General features: G+C 58.9%; 5 protein-coding genes. All 5 read right to left on the bottom strand.

Features of this window, described 5'->3' with window-relative positions:
• Positions 1-213 precede the first annotated feature (213 nt).
• The 5 genes from C4K27_RS12075 to C4K27_RS12055 all read right to left on the bottom strand — a co-directional run bounded on the left by C4K27_RS12075 (position 214) and on the right by C4K27_RS12055 (position 17,758).
• Positions 214-9,402, bottom strand: a complete 9,189-nt coding sequence (locus C4K27_RS12075; RefSeq protein WP_164523764.1) for an Ig-like domain-containing protein — start codon at positions 9,400-9,402, stop codon at positions 214-216.
• A gap of 368 nt (positions 9,403-9,770) precedes the next feature.
• Entirely contained in the window at positions 9,771-10,418 is a 648-nt protein-coding gene (locus C4K27_RS12070; RefSeq protein WP_053260594.1) for a response regulator, read from the bottom strand.
• A gap of 58 nt (positions 10,419-10,476) precedes the next feature.
• Positions 10,477-13,707, bottom strand: coding sequence for a hybrid sensor histidine kinase/response regulator (locus C4K27_RS12065; RefSeq protein WP_053260593.1), 3,231 nt, complete (start codon positions 13,705-13,707; stop codon positions 10,477-10,479).
• A 53-nt stretch (positions 13,708-13,760) separates the two neighbouring features.
• On the bottom strand, positions 13,761-14,942 hold the full coding sequence (locus C4K27_RS12060) for a response regulator cyclic di-GMP phosphodiesterase PvrR (RefSeq protein ID WP_053260592.1): 1,182 nt from the start codon (positions 14,940-14,942) through the stop codon (positions 13,761-13,763).
• Complete coding sequence (locus C4K27_RS12055; protein ID WP_053260591.1) at positions 14,930-17,758, bottom strand: ATP-binding protein; 2,829 nt, start codon at positions 17,756-17,758, stop codon at positions 14,930-14,932. Before C4K27_RS12055 ends, C4K27_RS12060 begins: the two co-directional genes overlap by 13 nt.
• Positions 17,759-17,831 lie beyond the last annotated feature (73 nt).

The raw sequence follows: 17,831 nt of genomic DNA, 5'->3' as shown, positions 1-17,831 counted from the left end.
CTCCATGAAGCAAGGTCTTCATGGTAAGAACACCACACCGCGGGATCTGTAGGGTAAACCCTAAAGCGAAAACGGCCCGATCGGTGAGCCGCTGGGCTCACCCGGGAACGCCCTCCCGCTCTCGGGGCAAAAAAAACGCAGACTCACGTCTGCGTTTTTCTCAAGCCAACCCGCCTGCGCCCGGTCCATCGAGCGCAGGTGGGCTTTTTCACATCACACCACCAACTGGTGGTTTTGCATCAGGGTCAACAGGTCGGTCTTGACATCGACCAGCGTGGCGATGGAGCTGAAGCCGAACTCAGCCCCGGCACCATCACGATCGACGCTGATGACCGTGTCGTTACCCACGACTTCCACCTTCAGGTAGTCCAGCAACTCGCTGGAGGCGCTGTCCAGTTTGGTCACGCCCTGGTCCTGATACAGCCCTGCCGTGCCTTTGTAGCCCAGCAGTTCGCTGACATCGATGACGTCGGCATTACCGTCGGTAAGCACATTGCCTACGTGGAAGCTGTAGATCTGATCGCTACCATTACCACCGGTGGCATTGCTGGCGTCCAACACCTTGTACAGCAGCGTGTCATTACCGCCATTGGTGAGGTAGATCACATCATTGCCCGCGCCGCCTTCGATCCGGTTGTTGGCCGAACTGTCGGTGATGCTGTCGGAGAACGCACTGCCGACGATGCCCTCGATGCTGATCAGGTTGTCCGTCCCCATGCCGATCGCCACACCCGACTCCAGGTTGATCTGCATGGCCAGGGTGGAGCGACTGTAGTCGACCACGTCCATGCCCTGCGTCGCGCTCCAGGTCTGGGTACCGTCCATGGCGGTGTTCCAGCCCCCACCGCCATTGATGGTGTCGTTGCCTTCGGAACCGAAGAAGGTGTCGTTGTAACCGGTCCCGACTAGCCCCGACTCACCGATGGTGTCGTTGACCGCAGTGGTCGACTCCGCCGTCAGCACATAAGCATCATGTGCGGCCCCCGTAGTCAGCCCGCCCCAGTTCAGGTTCACCGTGCCGTTGACATAGTTTTGCTGATAGGTCGAAGCCCCCACATGGTTGATGGTGCTGTTCTCGGTGCGCAGCAACTGCACCGAGTACGTCTCGCTGGCGTCCAGGCCGTAGAAATTCACCAGGCCCTGGCTGTTGCTCGATGCCGAGGACTGCGGGTTGATGATCTGGGTTGCGACCAGGTCCCCCGCCGAGTTGTACAGCTTGACGGTGTTGCCGTAGAACACGTTCAGGCCGTTCTTGTCCAGGATGCGGAGGTGCAGGCTGGTGCCGTCGGCCACCACGTTTTCGTTCCTGACCAGAATCGATGTGGCGGTGTTCGGATCCAGGCCGGCACTGGTGCTGCCGGCGCGGTACATGATCAGGTCGACCGCGCCGTCCCAGTCATAGTCCACTGCGGTTGCACCGGTGATGTTGTCGTAAGCCGTCGTACCGCTGAGGGACTGTCCGGTACCGCTCCAGACGTTGTTGCCCTGGTTCAGGTACACCGTAGGCGAACCTGTCTGGGCAACACTATCAGTCGCATTGCGACGTGGCACCTCGATAACGTCCATCTGCCCGTCGTGGTTCCAGTCCACGGCGAACGAAGCACCGCCGTCCATGCTGTCGCCAAACTTCAACGACTGCTCATTCTGGGCCATCCCCAACCAGTTACCGTTGGCATCGTTGCCAAGGTTGAGGTAGATACGGCTTTCGTCAGTATCGGTTGCACGGTCGTCACCCAGGCTGCGACTGATGAACAGGTCCAGGTAACCGTCACCGTTGAAGTCCGCCCAGGTCATGGAGATCGGCAGGTTACTGTGGTCGACCGTGCTGTCACGGCGGAACACGCCACCCTGGTTATAGGTGGAGGCGATGCTGCCGTCTGCGTTGCTCAACTGGACCGACAGGCCTTTGGTCCAGTCGTAGCCCGAGTGACCGGCCAGCTCCACGGTACCGTTGTTGTTGACGTCGACCGCGCTGATTTCGTGAGCGAAATTGGTGCCGCCGTTTTCCATCGTGTAGTTCAGCGTCCCCTTGTCGTTGGTGACCTTGACGTATGCACTGTCGTTGGAGCCGGCAAATGCGAAGTCCAGGTATCCGTCACCTTGAGCGTCGTAGGCGACAACACCGCCGACATGGGTTTCAGTACCATTGGCACCTACCCCCAAAACGCCACCCCAACCAAGGGCCAGCGACGTGCCCGTATAGGTACCGTCGCTATTTTTGGTCCACAGGGCGGTATTGCGGGTACTGCTGCTGGTCTGGCTCATGATGTCCTGCAAGCCATCACGGTTGTAGTCCGCAAAGACCGCCTGGCTGATCACTCCCCCTTCCCAGTGCTCCGAGACGCCAGTGGGCTCCGCCAGGTAAGTGGCCGTGTAATTCTGGTTATCGGTGCCGCTATAGACATAACCGGCGTTGGCCACTGCACCGGAGCTCTGCGCCATCGAACTCTGGAAGAACGACCAGGTGCCGTCTTCGTTGACCGTCACCGCGGCGGCGTTCAAACCATACTGCGCACCGCTGGCGGTTCCGCCCCAGGTCGTCTGCTGCAACCGGCTGCCGGCGGTAGTTGCATCGCTGGCCGTGACCTGCACCAGCTCGCTGAGGTTGGAGCGGTTGCCGGCGGCATCCCAGACGACGAAGCCGATGGAGTGATTGCCTTTGCTCAGCGAGGCGTCGATTTTCCAATCGCCCTGCGCATCCGCCGTGGCATAGCCCAGGATCTTGTCGAGCCCTTCGCTGTACACGCCGTCCTTGTTGCTGTCTTCGACCAGCGCAATGAGCGCACCGGACTCGACACGACCATGGACATCGCTGGCGAACGACAATGCAGCGCCGCTGGTAATGGCCGCAGCCACGACCGGAGCGACGGTGACAGGTTCCGGTGCGTCCAGATCCACGACCACGGTGTAGTCGTTGAAACTGGTGCCCGTGGCGACGTTACCGGCAGTATCGACCAGTTGCATTTTCACGTTCAGCGTCTGGCTCTGGGCGAACTCAGGCAGCGTGTATGTCCACAGCGAACCGCTGGAGGACAGCACGGTGACCCAGCTCTGGCCGTTATCGAACGATACTTGCAGGTTCTGCGTCGCTTGCAGCGAGACGTTCAGCGTGCCGGACACGGTGACCGTGGTGTCACGGGTGACCATGTCGCTGTTGGTCGCGCTTTCGGCAGTGCTGTGGCCGTTGCTGACGCCGGCGGCGGTATCGGTGGAGACCACAAAGGTCGAGGTCATGCCGTTGGCGCTGAGGCCGACCGTGTCGATGGTCAGGACCTGGCTGCTGATGGTGCCACGGTTGCCCGCCGCATCCACCACCCGGGCCTGGACGATGTAGGTGCCATCGGCCAACACGCGGTCGGTCATGTCCAGGCTCCATTTACCGTTCTCGAAAGCAGCCATTTCCCAGGTGTTGCCACCGTTGAGGCTGACTTCGACCCGATCAGTGGCCTCGGCGGCATCGCTTAAGGAACCGTTGATCACCAGACGGTTGTCGTTGGTGATGAAGTCGCTCGGACTGGCGCCGCGGTCTTCGGTGATCGATTCGATCAAAGCCGAAGCCGCAGGCGCCGTGGTGTCGAAGGTGACTTCCTGGCTGGCGCTATCCACCACTGCGCCGCCGGCCGCAACCACACGCGCCTGATAAACCACAACGGAGTCGCCGTGTACGGTCGGATCTTCGAAAATCCAGGTCGTACCGGTGGTGGCTGCATTGGCCCAGGTCAGGCCGCCATCGCTGGATACCTGGACCCGTGCCCCGGTCGGCAGCTCCTGGCTCAGCGTGCCCTTGACGGCAATGCTGGTGGCGCTGGTAATGAAGTCACCCAACACACCCGAATCCGGAGTGATGTCGGTGATATTCAGGCCAATGCCGATACCGGTATCGATGACCACCGCTTGCGAGGCTTGCGAGCCGACGTTGCCAGCCGCATCAATGACGCGTACCTGGTAGTTGTGCAGGCCATCGGTCAGCACCCGAGCATCGTCATAACGCCAGTTGAGGTCGCTCACGACCACATCGAACCAGGTGCTACCGTCGTTGAGGCTGATCTGCACCTTCTCGTTGGCCCCCAGCGCCGTGGACAGCGTGCCGAACAAGGTCAGCGACGTATCGGAGGTGATGAAGTCACCCGGCACGTCAGTGTCCTGATCGATGGCAGTGATCTGCACGATGGCGGTTGGCGCGGTGGTGTCGACAGTGAACGAGACCGCTGCGCTGGCCACGCTTTCGTTACCGGCCGCATCCGACTGTGTGGCGGTCAGGCTGTGAGCGCCCTGCGCCAGCGGCGTCGATGGGGTGAAGCTCCAGGCGCCCTCGGCGGACACCGTCACGCTGCCCAGCAAGGTGCCGTTGTCGTAGACCTTGACCACTTCACCCGCATTGCCGCTGCCGCTCAGGGTCGGGGTGGTGTCATCCGTGAAACCGTTCTGTGCCAGTTGCCCCTGGTACACACCCACGTCATCGAACGCACCGGATACCACGGGTGCGGACGGCGCAGTCAGGTCGATGTCCAGCATGAAATCTGCCGAGCCTTCGGTACCGGCAGCATTGCGCGCGACGGCGGTATAAGTGTGCAAGCCTTCGGCCTGTATCGGCAGCTCCATGCTCCAGTTGCCGGAAGCATCGGCCGTCACACTGCCCAGGACCTTACCCGCCTCGCTGACGGTGACCAGAGCACCAGCGGTTGCCGTGCCGACCAATGTCGGCGCGGCATCGTCGGTCAGGCCGCGGCTGGCGATATCCCCTTGGATGCTGCCGACGTTGTCGATGGCCTTGACGATGCTGACCACCACTTCACCGGTTTCGACGCTGAAGTTGAGTGCTTCGCTGGCAACGCTGGTATTGCCGGCCTTGTCCGTGAGGGTCGTGGTGATGGCATGGGCACCACCGGCCAACGCGGCAGATGCGGTGTAACTCCAGTTGCCGCTGGCATCGACCGTGGTCGAACCGATGACGACACCGTTGTCGTAGAGCTTGACCAGCGCCCCGCTCTCCGCGCCGCTGCCACTGAAGGTCGGGATGGCATCGTCGGTGACGCCGTTCTGGGCGATCGGACCTACCTGTGCTCCTTGATCGTCGGTCGCGACGACCCGCACAGGCTGAGTCGGCGCCTGGGTGTCCAAAGTGACCGAATATTCGCCAGTCATCGGGCTCAGTTGCCCGGCCAGATCGGAGGCCTGCGCGGTGATGTTTTTCACGCCATCCGCGCCCAGATCCGCAGTGGTCAGGCTCCAGTTGCCACTGGCGTCGACCATGACAGAGCCGACAACAGCCCCGTTGACGAACACAGTGACCAGCGTTTGTGCCGCGCCGGTACCGGTGATGGTCAAGGTGTTATCGTCGGTGCTGTCGCCTTTCTGCAAGGCGCCGGTAACCGTACCGACATCGTCCAGCACTTGAGTGATGGCCGGTGCCGCCGGGGCGTCCCCGGCCAGAGTGAAGTCCCAGGCCGCAGTCTTGTCGCTGACATTACCCGCAGCGTCCACAGCCTCGGCCACGAAACTGTGCTCACCCGCGGTCAGTGGCAGTGTCGGTACGAAGCTCCAGTGACCAGAGGCATCCACGGCGGCGCTGCCGATCAGCACACCGTTGTCATAGATCTTGACCAGGGTCGCATCGTCAGGCGCGAACGAGCCTTTGAACTCCGGTTGTGCATCGTCAGTGACATCGCCACGGGCGATGGTGCCGGTGATTGTGCCGACGTTATCCACCAGATCCAGCGAGCCTTCCTCGATGACCGGTGCGGTCTGATCGCTTGGAGCGGTCTGCGTGGCTTCGCTGATATTGCCAGCCGCATCGGTAATAGTGATCGAGCCTGCTTCGCCCGGTTGCAGTGGGTTCGGCACGAACGACCAGTCACCGTTTTCATCGACAACGGTGGTCACGGTGCTGCCATCGGCCAGTTCAACGGTCACAGTGCCACCGGCTTCGCCGGTGCCGCTCAGATCTGCTTCATTGTTCTGGTCAACGGCAGGCGCCGCAGGTGGGGCCTGGTCGCTGGAACCGGTGTTCACAGCCTCGCTGGCGTTGCCAGCCGGGTCGATGACGGTGATCGAACCTTCCTCACCCGGTTGCAGTGGGTTCGGTACGAATGACCAGTTGCCGTTTTCATCGATAACGGTAGTGACGGTGCTGCCGTCTGGCAGTTCCACGGTTACGGTGCTGCCGGCCTCGCCAGTACCGCTCAGGCCGCTGCCATTGTTCTGGTCAACGGTCGGTGCCGCAGGTGGAGTCTGGTCGCTGGAACCGGTGTTCACCGCCTCGCTGGCGTTGCCCGTCGGGTCGATGACGATGATCGAGCCTGCTTCGCCCGGTTGCAGTGGGTTCGGCACGAACGACCAGTTGCCGTTTTCATCGATAACGGTAGTGACGGTGCTGCCGTCCGGCAGTTCGACGACCACGGTGCTGCCCGGCTCGCCGGTACCGCTAATCCCGTCGCCGTTGTTCTGGTCAACGGTCGGCGCCGCCGGTGGGGTCTGATCGCTGGAGCCGGTGCTCACCGCTTCGCTGGCGTTGCCCGCTGGATCGATGACGGTGATCGAACCCTCTTCACCCGGTTGCAGCGGGTTCGGCACGAACGACCAGTTGCCGTTTTCATCGATAACGGTAGTGACGGTGCTGCCGTCCGGCAGTTCGACGACCACGGTGCTGCCCGGCTCTCCGGTACCGCTAATCCCGTCGCCGTTGTTCTGGTCAACGGTCGGCGCCGCCGGTGGGGTCTGATCGCTGGAGCCGGTGCTCACCGCTTCGCTGGCGTTGCCCGCTGGATCGATGACGGTGATCGAACCCTCTTCACCCGGTTGCAGCGGGTTCGGCACGAACGACCAGTTGCCGTTTTCATCGATAACGGTAGTGACGGTGCTGCCGTCCGGCAGTTCGACGACCACGGTGCTGCCCGGCTCGCCAGTACCGCTAATACCCGATTCATTGTTCTGGTCAACGGTCGGTGCCGCAGGTGGAGTCTGGTCGCTGGAACCGGTGTTCACCGCCTCGCTGGCGTTGCCCGTCGGGTCGATGACGGTGATCGAGCCTGCTTCGCCCGGTTGCAGTGGGTTCGGCACGAACGACCAGTTGCCGTTTTCATCGATAACGGTAGTGACGGTGCTGCCGTCCGGCAGTTCGACGACCACGGTGCTGCCCGGCTCGCCGGTACCGCTAATCCCGTCGCCGTTGTTCTGGTCAACGGTCGGCGCCGCCGGTGGAGTCTGATCGCTGGAACCGGTGTTCACCGCCTCGCTGGCGTTGCCCGTCGGGTCGATGACGGTGATCGAGCCTGCTTCGCCCGGTTGCAGTGGGTTCGGCACGAACGACCAGTTGCCGTTTTCATCGATAACGGTAGTGACGGTGCTGCCGTCCGGCAGTTCGACGACCACGGTGCTGCCCGGCTCGCCGGTACCGCTAATCCCGTCGCCGTTGTTCTGGTCAACGGTCGGCGCCGCCGGTGGAGTCTGATCGCTGGAACCGGTGTTCACAGCCTCGCTGGTGTTGCCCGCCGGGTCGATGACGGTGATCGAACCTGCTTCACCCGGTTGCAGTGGGTTCGGCACGAACGACCAGTTGCCGTTTTCATCGATAACGGTAGTGACGGTGCTGCCGTCCGGCAGTTCGACGACCACGGTGCTGCCCGGCTCGCCAGTACCGCTAATACCCGATTCATCGTTCTGGTCAACGGTCGGCGCCGCAGGTGGGGTCTGATCGCTGGAACCGGTGTTCACCGCTTCGCTGGCGTTGCCCGCCGGGTCGATGACGGTGATCGAGCCTGCTTCACCCGGTTGCAGCGGGTTTGGTACAAACGACCAGTTGCCGTTTTCATCGATAACGGTAGTGACGGTGCTGCCATCCGGCAGTTCGACGACCACGGTGCTGCCCGGCTCGCCGGTGCCGCTCAGGCCATCACCATTGTTCTGGTCAATAGTGGGAGCAGCAGGAGGATTCTGGTCAGCGGGAGCTGGGGATGGCGGCTGGTCATTGGTACCAGTGTTCACCCCTTCAGTGGCGTTGCCAGCCGGGTCGATGACGGTGATCGAACCTGCTTCACCCGGTTGCAGCGGGTTCGGCACGAACGACCAGTTGCCGTTTTCATCGACAGTGGTGGTCACGGTGCTGCCGTCCGGCAGTTCAACGACTACGGTGCTGCCCGGCTCGCCGGTGCCGCTCAGACCATCGCCATTGTTCTGGTCAACGGTCGGGGCTGCAGGTGGGGTCTGATCGCTGGAACCCGTGTCGACGCCAGTGCTGGTGTTGCCATCTGGATCGGTGATGGTGACCGAGCCTTCTTCACCCGGTTGCAACGGGTTCGGCACGAACGACCAATTACCGTCTCCGTCGACGATAGTTGTCACGGTACTGCCGTCTGGCAGTTCGACGGTCACGGTGCTGCCTGGCTCGCCGGTGCCACTCAGGCCATCGGCGTTGTTCTGGTCAACAGTGGGAGGTACCGGTTGCGTGGAATTGATGATTCCGGTGTCGACGCTCGCACTGGAGTTACCGGCGGTATCGGTGACGACGATCGATCCGCTAACACCCGGAGTCAGCGGGTTCGGGGTGACATTCCACTGACCGTCTGCCCCCACGGTCGCAATGACGGTACTGCCATCGGCAAGACTGACGGTAATGGTACTGCCCGGCTCGGCCATACCGGCCAGGCCATCCTGGTTGTTCTGGGTCACTACCGGCTCGGCGGGCGCCGTGACGTCAGCCACGCCGGTGCTGGTGGAACCGCTCTGCACGCCATTCAGGCTGGCTTGCAGGGAACCCTGTTCGCCATCGGCCAGCGGATTGGGGTTGAAATGCCAGAGCCCGGTATCGTCGGCCACAGTAGTGACCACGGTACCGTCAGCCAAGGTAAGGGCAACGGTAGCCCCGGCATCGGACTTGCCGGTCAGGCCATGCATGTTGTTGAACAGCACGCTCGGTGTCGAAGGCGTGGTCAGCCCCTGATCGGCATTCGCCGCATCAGCACTGCTACCGCCACCGCCACCGCTGTCATGGTTGGCAATCGCCACCGCACCGCCCACGGCGGCCAGGCCCAGCAAGGGCGCCAGCAGGCCCATGGAATCGGCCTCGGCCACGACAAGCAGCGAATCGATCGACTCAAGCGGCACCAGGGCAACGCCGGTCCAAGGGACCGAATAATCAGCGATCAGCAGCTCGCCGGTCTTGGGATCTTCAAACACCAGATCGCTTTTCACGCCGTCGATCACATCGAAGAAGCCATCGATGGAGATGGTTTCGCCAGTCTTGAGCTTGATGACCAGACGTTCGCCTTCGCGACTGACCGACTGAATATCTTCCGCTGGCGCGGACATCTTGATGACCGCCGGCCGATTGATTGTCAGCAGATTGCTGCCAGTGACATCCAGCGGATGCCCAGTGTCTTTTGCGATGATCTTGATCGGTAACATAACCACTCCGTTAAACATTCAATTCAAGTCCTGCACAGAGCGAAACGGCTACTCAAATGGCGTTTCGTACTGTCGTACCTCCTTCCAATGCCGGCCTGCGGGAACAGCTTTTTCTCAGGGCTGCTTCACAATGGGCAGAGCCAGTGCTTGGAATTGATCAAATGGTAAGGAGCGCCCCTGGAGGGGTATTTAGGGAAAAACCTAAAACGCGCCGATCCGAGCAGAGTCGAGGCGCGATCAAGGAAGGAATCAAAATACGAGCAGCAAGAATCCAATTGGATCAATGCTGGAGACATGACCACCCAAGGTGGTCAGCAACACGAAAAATAGTCGCAAGAAGGTAAGTCAGTCGTTGAATCCAGGTCCTTTCAGACGACCTGATGCTCCTGACAGAATGCGAACAGCTCCTGGTCGGAGTGGACACATAATTTGCGCATGACCGAAGTCTTCTGAGTACTGACAGTCTTTGCACTGCGTTGCAGGCTGGTAGCGATATCCTTGAGCCGCTCACCCGCCAAAAACAGCCGCAGCACTTCTGCTTCCTTGATTGAAATACTCGCGATGCGCTCACTGACTGACGACGTAGAGGCCATCACACTGTCAGGCTCAAGAGTGAAGTTGCCCTTGTAGATGCCGCCCTTGGAGATAGTGCGCAACGCCACATTTATTTCATCGAGGTTGATGCTTTTCTGCAGCACGCCGGACACTCCGCAATCGTAAAGGCTCCCCAGGATCGAACGGTTGTTCAGCATGGTCAGCACCAGAAAACGCACCTGCGGGAAATGACGCACCAGGTAGCTGATCAGGCGCATGCCATCGCCATAGTGCTCATCGCCTGGCATGTAGAAATCAGTGATCACGATATCCGGCGAATGTTCGTTGATGGCACTCATCAACTCGCCAGACGTCTTGGCCACGCTCACCACGTCATACACGCCGTCACTCTCGATCGTTTCTTTCACCCCTGCCAATACGATGGGGTGATCATCGGCCAGCACCACTTTTATTTTATTCATGCTAAGACTGCCCTTGAAAAAGAAATGACCAAACCGCTCCCGACGCTCTCCGTAGCATTCATAACTTTTCCATCTCCTGCGTGATTTGCTCGAGGACATCCTCTACTTCACGCCGTCTTTCCTCCACCCAACCCTGTGCATCCAGTTGCGCTTCAATAGCCACGCAACGATCGAGCAGATCCTGTGCCTGAACCACCGACAACCCACCGCGTATCCGGTGCAACATGGAGCCCACTGCCTTGGCATCTTTGTCCCGCACTGCTGCGCGAGTTTTGGCAAGGTCTTCCTTGAACGTCTGAATGAATACATCACGCAATTGACTGGACACTTGCATGACACTTTTCTCTTCCGACGCCTCTTCCTCGGACAGTATTGCGCCATCCAGGTGTCCGCAGAGTTTCAACAGCACATTGTGCAGGGTTTGCAATGACATCGGCTTGACCACACAAGCGTTCATGCCTACGCCGATACAGCGTTCCTCTTCCTCGCGCAACGCGTTGGCGGTCACGCCGACAATGGGGGTGTTGCTATCGGCTCGACGTAGCGCCGTGGTCAATTCATACCCATTCATTTCCGGCATATTGACGTCAGTCAGTACGACATCGAAAGCATCATGATCCCAGAGTCGCAGCGCTTCCACGCCGTTGGATGCCAATGCCACGCTGCACCCCAGCTGCTGGAGCTGCTCCTTGATCAAGGTCTGGTTGATCGGGTTATCTTCGGCGACGAGCACATGCAAGCTGAACCGACACCAACTCTGTATCGCTTCGGCGCTTTCATTCGCAGCCAATGGCTCGCCCTGGGCCAGGGCCACTGCTCGTAGCAGGCCCTTGAGGCTGTGCAGACTGACGGTATAGCCATCGGCGGTACGCTGTGGCTTGATCAATCCCTCTTCCGAGCAACGAACCCGCTCACCACTCCATTCCAGCGCCGGCAAAAGTTCCGGGATCACATCGACAAGCACCGCGCCAGGATAGCGGTCATCGGATACCTCGCTACCGGTCACCGCCAGCGCTCCGAAATGCGACAGCCAGTTACAGACGCTGATGGCCAACTCCTTGATGGGAGCGCGTACTGCAACGGCCTCGTTCTTCAGGGTGAACCCAGGTAGGAGCGGATGTTCACCAGGCACAACCGTGAGTGGCAGGCTCAAGGTGAAACTGCTGCCCAGTCCTGTGTCACTGACGATCGCCAGGTTGCCGCCCATCAATTGCGTCAAGCGCCAGCAAATCGACAGGCCAAGCCCGGTACCACCGACGGTGTGCTGCTGGCTATGTGCCTGATAGAAGGGTTCGAACAGGCGGACCTGATGCTCGCTGGAAATGCCACAGCCGGTATCGGTGACCTGCCACTGAAACTGCCAGGCACCCTCGACCTGCTCGCTTTTGACCCGCAAGGCGATTCGTCCGACATCGGTGAACTTGATCGCATTGCTGAGCAAATTGTTGAGTATCTGCCGAATTCTGGCTGCGTCGCCTCTGACTCTTCGCGGTAGCTCGACTTCCACGCAGGCATAGAGGTGCAGACCTTTGGCACCCGCAGCAGCCGAATAGGCCTGCAGGACATCCTCGATCATTTCCAATGGACTGAACTCGACGTGTTCGATCGCCAGTTGCCCGGCTTCGATTTTCGACACGTCCAGAATATCGCTGATCACCTGCAACAGAATCGAAGAGGAACGTTGCATGGTTTGCACTTGCGAACGTTGCAGGGCATTGAGCGGCGACAGGGTCAGGAGTTCCAGGGTGCCGAGCACCCCATACAGCGGCGTGCGGATCTCATGGCTCATGGTCGCCAGAAATACGGTCTTGGCCTCGTTTGAAGCGTCCGCCGATTGCTTGGCTTGAGCCAGTGCCCGCTCCGCCAGCTTGTAAGCACTGATGTCACTGAACGCACAAAGCACCACGTCTTCGCCTTGATAGCGCGACGGCAAAAAACTGACTTCCAGCTGTCGGTCGTTGATTGTGATCGATAGATGCTTGTCCTCGACGGCTCCAGCCGATTCGGCTACGGAAGGCCAGCCGCGGCTAAGCTGACTGATGGTTTGTGTGTCTCCCAGCCATTGCAGCGCCAGCTCGTTTTCCATCACCACCTTGCGATCTTTGCGCGCCAGCACGCACAACGCCACTGGGGCGTTCTGAATGATCGCGCGGCTGAACGAGTCACTCTCTACAACCCGGTCATGAGCCCGGCGAGCCGGTACGACCACTCTCATGGCATACCAGCGCAACAAGAAATAACCCACGACAACAAACGCCAGACACACAGCCAGCAACACCAGTAACTGCCACTTGGCATATTGAAAAAAGCTTCGGTAATCAAGGTGATAGTAACCGCGCCAGCCGTCTTTGCTGGTGGTCTTGACCAGGAACCCGGCACTGGTCAATTGCAACCCTTCTTGAGCATCGTCGAAGCTGGGTATCTTGCCCGTCAGCAACAACCCGTCGGGGGTTATGAGTTCCATGGCATCGAATACCGTCCAATCGCTGAGACGAGAAGAGTCGGTAATTGAACGCAGATCCAGCAACGAGGCGATGACCAGTTGACGCTTCGATTGATCGTGGACCAACAGGTTTTGTGGCGTGTCGGTGTACATGTAGGTAATGAACTTGATAGACGACCCATCACCCTGGACATGATTGGCCGGCGCCCACATCACGGCATTATCCGATTGTGCCGGGCGGAACTTCAAAATTTGCTTTTTCAGGTTTTCACTCAGCTCCAGGTAGTCGTTCTTACCGACCTGTCCATTTTCCCTTGAGGCAGTAGCTGCCGGAACACCAATGCTGATTGAGCTATCAAGATCCAGCAGTAGCGTTTGCGGCGCAGCATAAGAAGAAATGCTCCAGTACGAGCCGTACAAGTTGGAAATCAGCACCCCAAACTTCCCAATACCGGCAACTTGATCTTCACCCTGCGAAGCCATCTCAGTGGGCACAGCCAGAGTGAACGGCATGGAAAAGGAGAATTCGCGTCCTTCGTAGATCCAGGAGTCGCGTGCTTCCTTGAGCAAGCGATGCTGAAACGGAATGACTGCCTGATCCCGTTTTTGTGTCACCTCATCGCTATGCCGGGCAACACGCAGCAAGAATTCTTCCTGCTCATGGATGTTGCCCATCAAGCGCGAGAAGTGAAATTCTATCTTGTACAACTGTTCCTGAACCAGGCGCTCGGCAGCCCAGTAGGTCATGGCGAACAACAGAATTGCCAGCGAAACCGCTACGATCAGTAGCATGTTCAACCGCAAGGAAGTACGGGCAAAATTTTTAATTAGATTATCGTTTCCCATAAATCATCCGGCTGATCCAACCCAGTGAGAAGCCTAGAGGGTCGACTGTTTCATCATCGACCCTCCTGTTGTAGCAAAGCCGAAAACGACTCTTTCGATACGGCTTTGGAAATCAAGAACCCCTGTACCGCGTCACACTCGAACTGGCGCAATAACGCCAGCTGCGCGTGATTCTCAACACCCTCTGCAACGACTTCAAGTCCCAAATGCTGCCCCAGTGCAATAATACTTTTGAGCGCCGCGGCGGTACTTTCTTCATGCTCGCAATTGGCTATTAGCGCACGGTCGATTTTCAACTCGGTAAAGGGCGTTTTCACCAGGTTGTAAAACGAACTGAACCCTTGTCCGAAGTCATCCTGGGCCAATCCGAAACCTTTCATCCGCAACCGGCATACCCCGGCGATGTAGTGGCTGAGCAACTCGGTCATGCTGCATTCGGTCAGTTCGAAACACAGCCTGGACGGCATGCCGTTCAAGCGTAGAACACATTCATGAAGCCGATCGGGCAAGGTCGGGTCATTCAACAAGTGAGTCGGCAGGTTGATCGAAACCGGAACTCGAAAACCACTGTTCTGCCAGCTGAACTGGGCCTTCACAGTTTGTTCGATCATGCAGAACAACAATGCCTCTTCCAGCCCGGCATCAACCATCTGCGATAGAAACTGCCCAGGCAACAAAGTCCCCAAAGCCGGGTGTTCCCAACGCACCAACGCCTCGGCCGAGGCGATCCTGCCGCTTCTCAACGCCTTCTTCGGTTGGAACCACGCTTTGAACTGCCCCTGTTCCAAGGCCTCCTGCAACTGCTGTCGGTTGAAAACCAACACCGGAGCCGGCGCGCTCTCGGGAACCGCCCGGGGAGCCGCACACTTGTCAATCAGGCTCCTGATCGAGGCCGGCATGGCAGGTTTGGAAATCGTATCGATCACTTCGATTCCCAGCATTTCAGCCACGGTACAGGCGCTCCCCAGCATGCGTCGCGAGGACGAGCTCATCAGCGCCAGGCGGGGCGGCTTCTTCGACAACGACAGCTGCTGGATGAACTGCACGCCATCGAGCTCCGGCATCATCAGATCACTGAGCACCAGATCGAAGTCTCGCTTGTCCAGCCATTGCAGGGCTTCCTGTCCGTCAGCGGCAATCTCGATACGATGCACGCCCTCGGCCTTGAACAGCGATTTCAGATATTCGCGTTGAAAATGGTGATCTTCGACGATCAATACACTCATGGCGCACATACGATTTTCTCCGGCTTTAAGGCGTTCAAGCTGTTGAACAGGGACAGAAGATCCACGGGCTTCGTCAAACACAGGTTCATGCCCGAATCAAGACAACGCGCAGCTTCTTCGGGGTCAGTGTTGGCCGTCGCTCCCACGATCGGCACGGCGCAACCGATACGGCGCATGTGTCGCGCCAATTGGTGGCCATCCATGCCAGGCATGTTGATGTCGGTCAGCACCAGATCGAAGGTGCCGCATGCCCATTGCATCAGCGCTTCGCGTCCGTCGCTGGCCAGAGTCACCTCACAGCCCAGCACTTCGAGTTGTTCCTTGAGCACCAACTGATTGATGGGGTTGTCTTCGATCACTAACACTCGTTGCAACAATTGACGAAAGGGTTCGGTGCTGGTCTCGGCACGCGCCTGGCTGCTGCCTTGAGCCAGGCTGACCGCCTGGCCGATAGCGTGAATATTGTTGAGGTTGACCTCCCAGGCGCTGTCCGTCAGTACTGGCTGCCCTGGCGCCCCAAGGTAAGCCCGTACCCGCGAACTGCTGGGTAATAGCAGTGAGTTGGCAGCGCCGTTCTCGACGGTCAGTTCCACCAACGTCGCCCTAGGCGGCAGTTGCAATTCGGTGCTGTTGAGGATCTGAGCGGACGCCCCCCAACGGTTCAGCCAGCCGCACACGTTTTCTGCCGCTTCCTGGAGAGGAGAGCTGACGAAAACCGGTAACGATGCCAGGCGAATGCCCTGCTCGCTCATGCTCTCCGGGCGACCCAGCTCCAGCGGTAACGACAAGGTGAAACTGCTACCCAACCCGTAGGCACTGACCAGACGGATATCGCCATTCATCAACTCGGCCAGACGCTGACAAATAGACAAGCCCAGCCCGGTACCACCGGCTCGGCTCTGACGGTCTCCGGCCTGATAAAACGGCTCGAACAGACGACTTTGCTCTTCCATGCGAATGCCGCAGCCGGTGTCGGTCACTTGCCAAAGCAGGTTCAACCGTTCGCAATCGCGACTTTCGATCCTGACGCGCAACACCACTCGACCGGAGTCAGTGAACTTCAAGGCATTGCCCAGCAGATTGCTGAGAATCTGCCGAATCCGCGCCGCATCTCCGCGCATCATCATCGGTAGTTTCGGGTCGCAGAACGCTTGTAGGATCAATCCCTTGCGTTGTGCTGCCGCGGAAAACATCTGAATCAACTCCTGCACCAATTCGCAGGGGTTGAAATCATCGGGCTCAAGCACCAACTGGCCAGCTTCGATCTTGGAGACATCCAATACATCGTTGATCAAATGTCCCAAGGTCGATGCTGAGCGCTGCATGGCATCCAGATAATTCGCCTGCTGTGGTTCGAGCTTCGTCAAGCCAAGCAACTCCAGCGTGCCGAGCAACCCATAAAGAGGCGTGCGGATTTCGTGACTGATGGTCGCGAGAAAGACGCTTTTAGCCTCGTTGGTCGCATCGGAATGCTGCTTGGCCCGAGCCAAGGCCAGCTCCATTTGTTTGCGCGCGCTGATATCGCTGAAGGCACAGAGCAGCACGTCCTCCCCCTTGTAGCGGGTAGGCACCGAGCTCAGGTGCAAATGATGACCACTGGCAGCCTCCAACTCCTCGCAGACAGGTGAATTGTTGTCGAACGCGCGTCGTATCCAGTCCTGCTCCAGAGCAATGCGCTGTGCGTCTCCACCTAACCACTGCACGCACAGACGATTTTCCAGCACCACCTGGCCATCAAGACGCCGTAACACACACAGGGCTACCGGAGCCGTGTCGATGACCGTACGACTGAACTCTTCACTTTCGATCAAGGCTTCCAAACGATGCAGAGCCGGGTTGACCAACCGCCGATTAATCCGCAGCACCAGACGCTGAACGCCTATGGCCATCAGGCCGAACACCAGCAGGGCCAGCACGGAGTCCCGCCACAGCGGCGTCAGCAGCGCCTTGAACGGTACGTAGTAGATCAACATCCACCTTGAACCGCCGATGCTTTTGCTCAGGGACAGATAACCGAGGTTCAGGCCGCGGCCAGTAAAGCCGAAGTCGTCCTTGGACCAGACCCTGGAAAAATAGGTGCTCAGGTCTTTGTCCGGCTCGCTGCCCAACACTTGCTGGCGCGCCCTGTTCAACAACAGATAACCATCCGAACCTTGACCAAGCAGCCCCGCCGCCAGCTCTTTGCCAACAATTTCCAAGCCCAGCCAACCAGCATCCTGACCATTGGAAATGCGCCGAAAGATGTAGATTCGCGTGAGCGGATCACCAGGATCGTTCAACCAGATGAACTGCTGATTACTTGCCATGGTCGTCGCAGCCAGCGCATTGAGCACGCTGCTCGGCAGGACGTAATGGTCGAAGCTGCGATCGTAGATGCGGCTGATGGTGTGCTCTGCATTGTTGGACACATACACGAGGCCGAGCTGAAACTCTTCCAACTCGCGAATATCGCGCCCGGAAAGAGTCAGGCTCCAAGGCGAATCGTAGTTGCCCAGCAGGATTCTCTTGCGTTGGTCCTGACCCAAAGGAACTTTCAGTGCTTCGGGTGCAGACACCACATCCGGTGAATTCAAATGAACCGAGCGGCTGAAATGCAGCAACAAGGCCTCGCGCTGAAACAGCGACTCTTGAACGCTGTAAACCTCGTCATTCATCACTCGGCGGTGCTTGGAGATTTCGTTATTTAAACTGGACACCCAATAGAAGCAGAGACCGCAGAACAGGCACAACAGGAGTAACCAGGCCAAAAGCAGAAGGAGCTTGCCAACCGCCTTGGGCGAGGAAAAGTTTTTGTCCAGTGGTTGAAGAAACTGTTTGTATTTCATGCATCCAAGGTTAGGGATGCCGCCAAACAGAACCTATCGGAAAATCCCTAAAGCCACCTTTGTGCGCTCAGAC

The organism is Pseudomonas chlororaphis subsp. chlororaphis (assembly GCF_003945765.1).
GTDB lineage: Bacteria > Pseudomonadota > Gammaproteobacteria > Pseudomonadales > Pseudomonadaceae > Aquipseudomonas > Aquipseudomonas chlororaphis.
The sequence above is the reverse complement of the archived record's forward strand: the minus strand, read 5'-3'. Positions and strand labels throughout refer to the sequence as shown.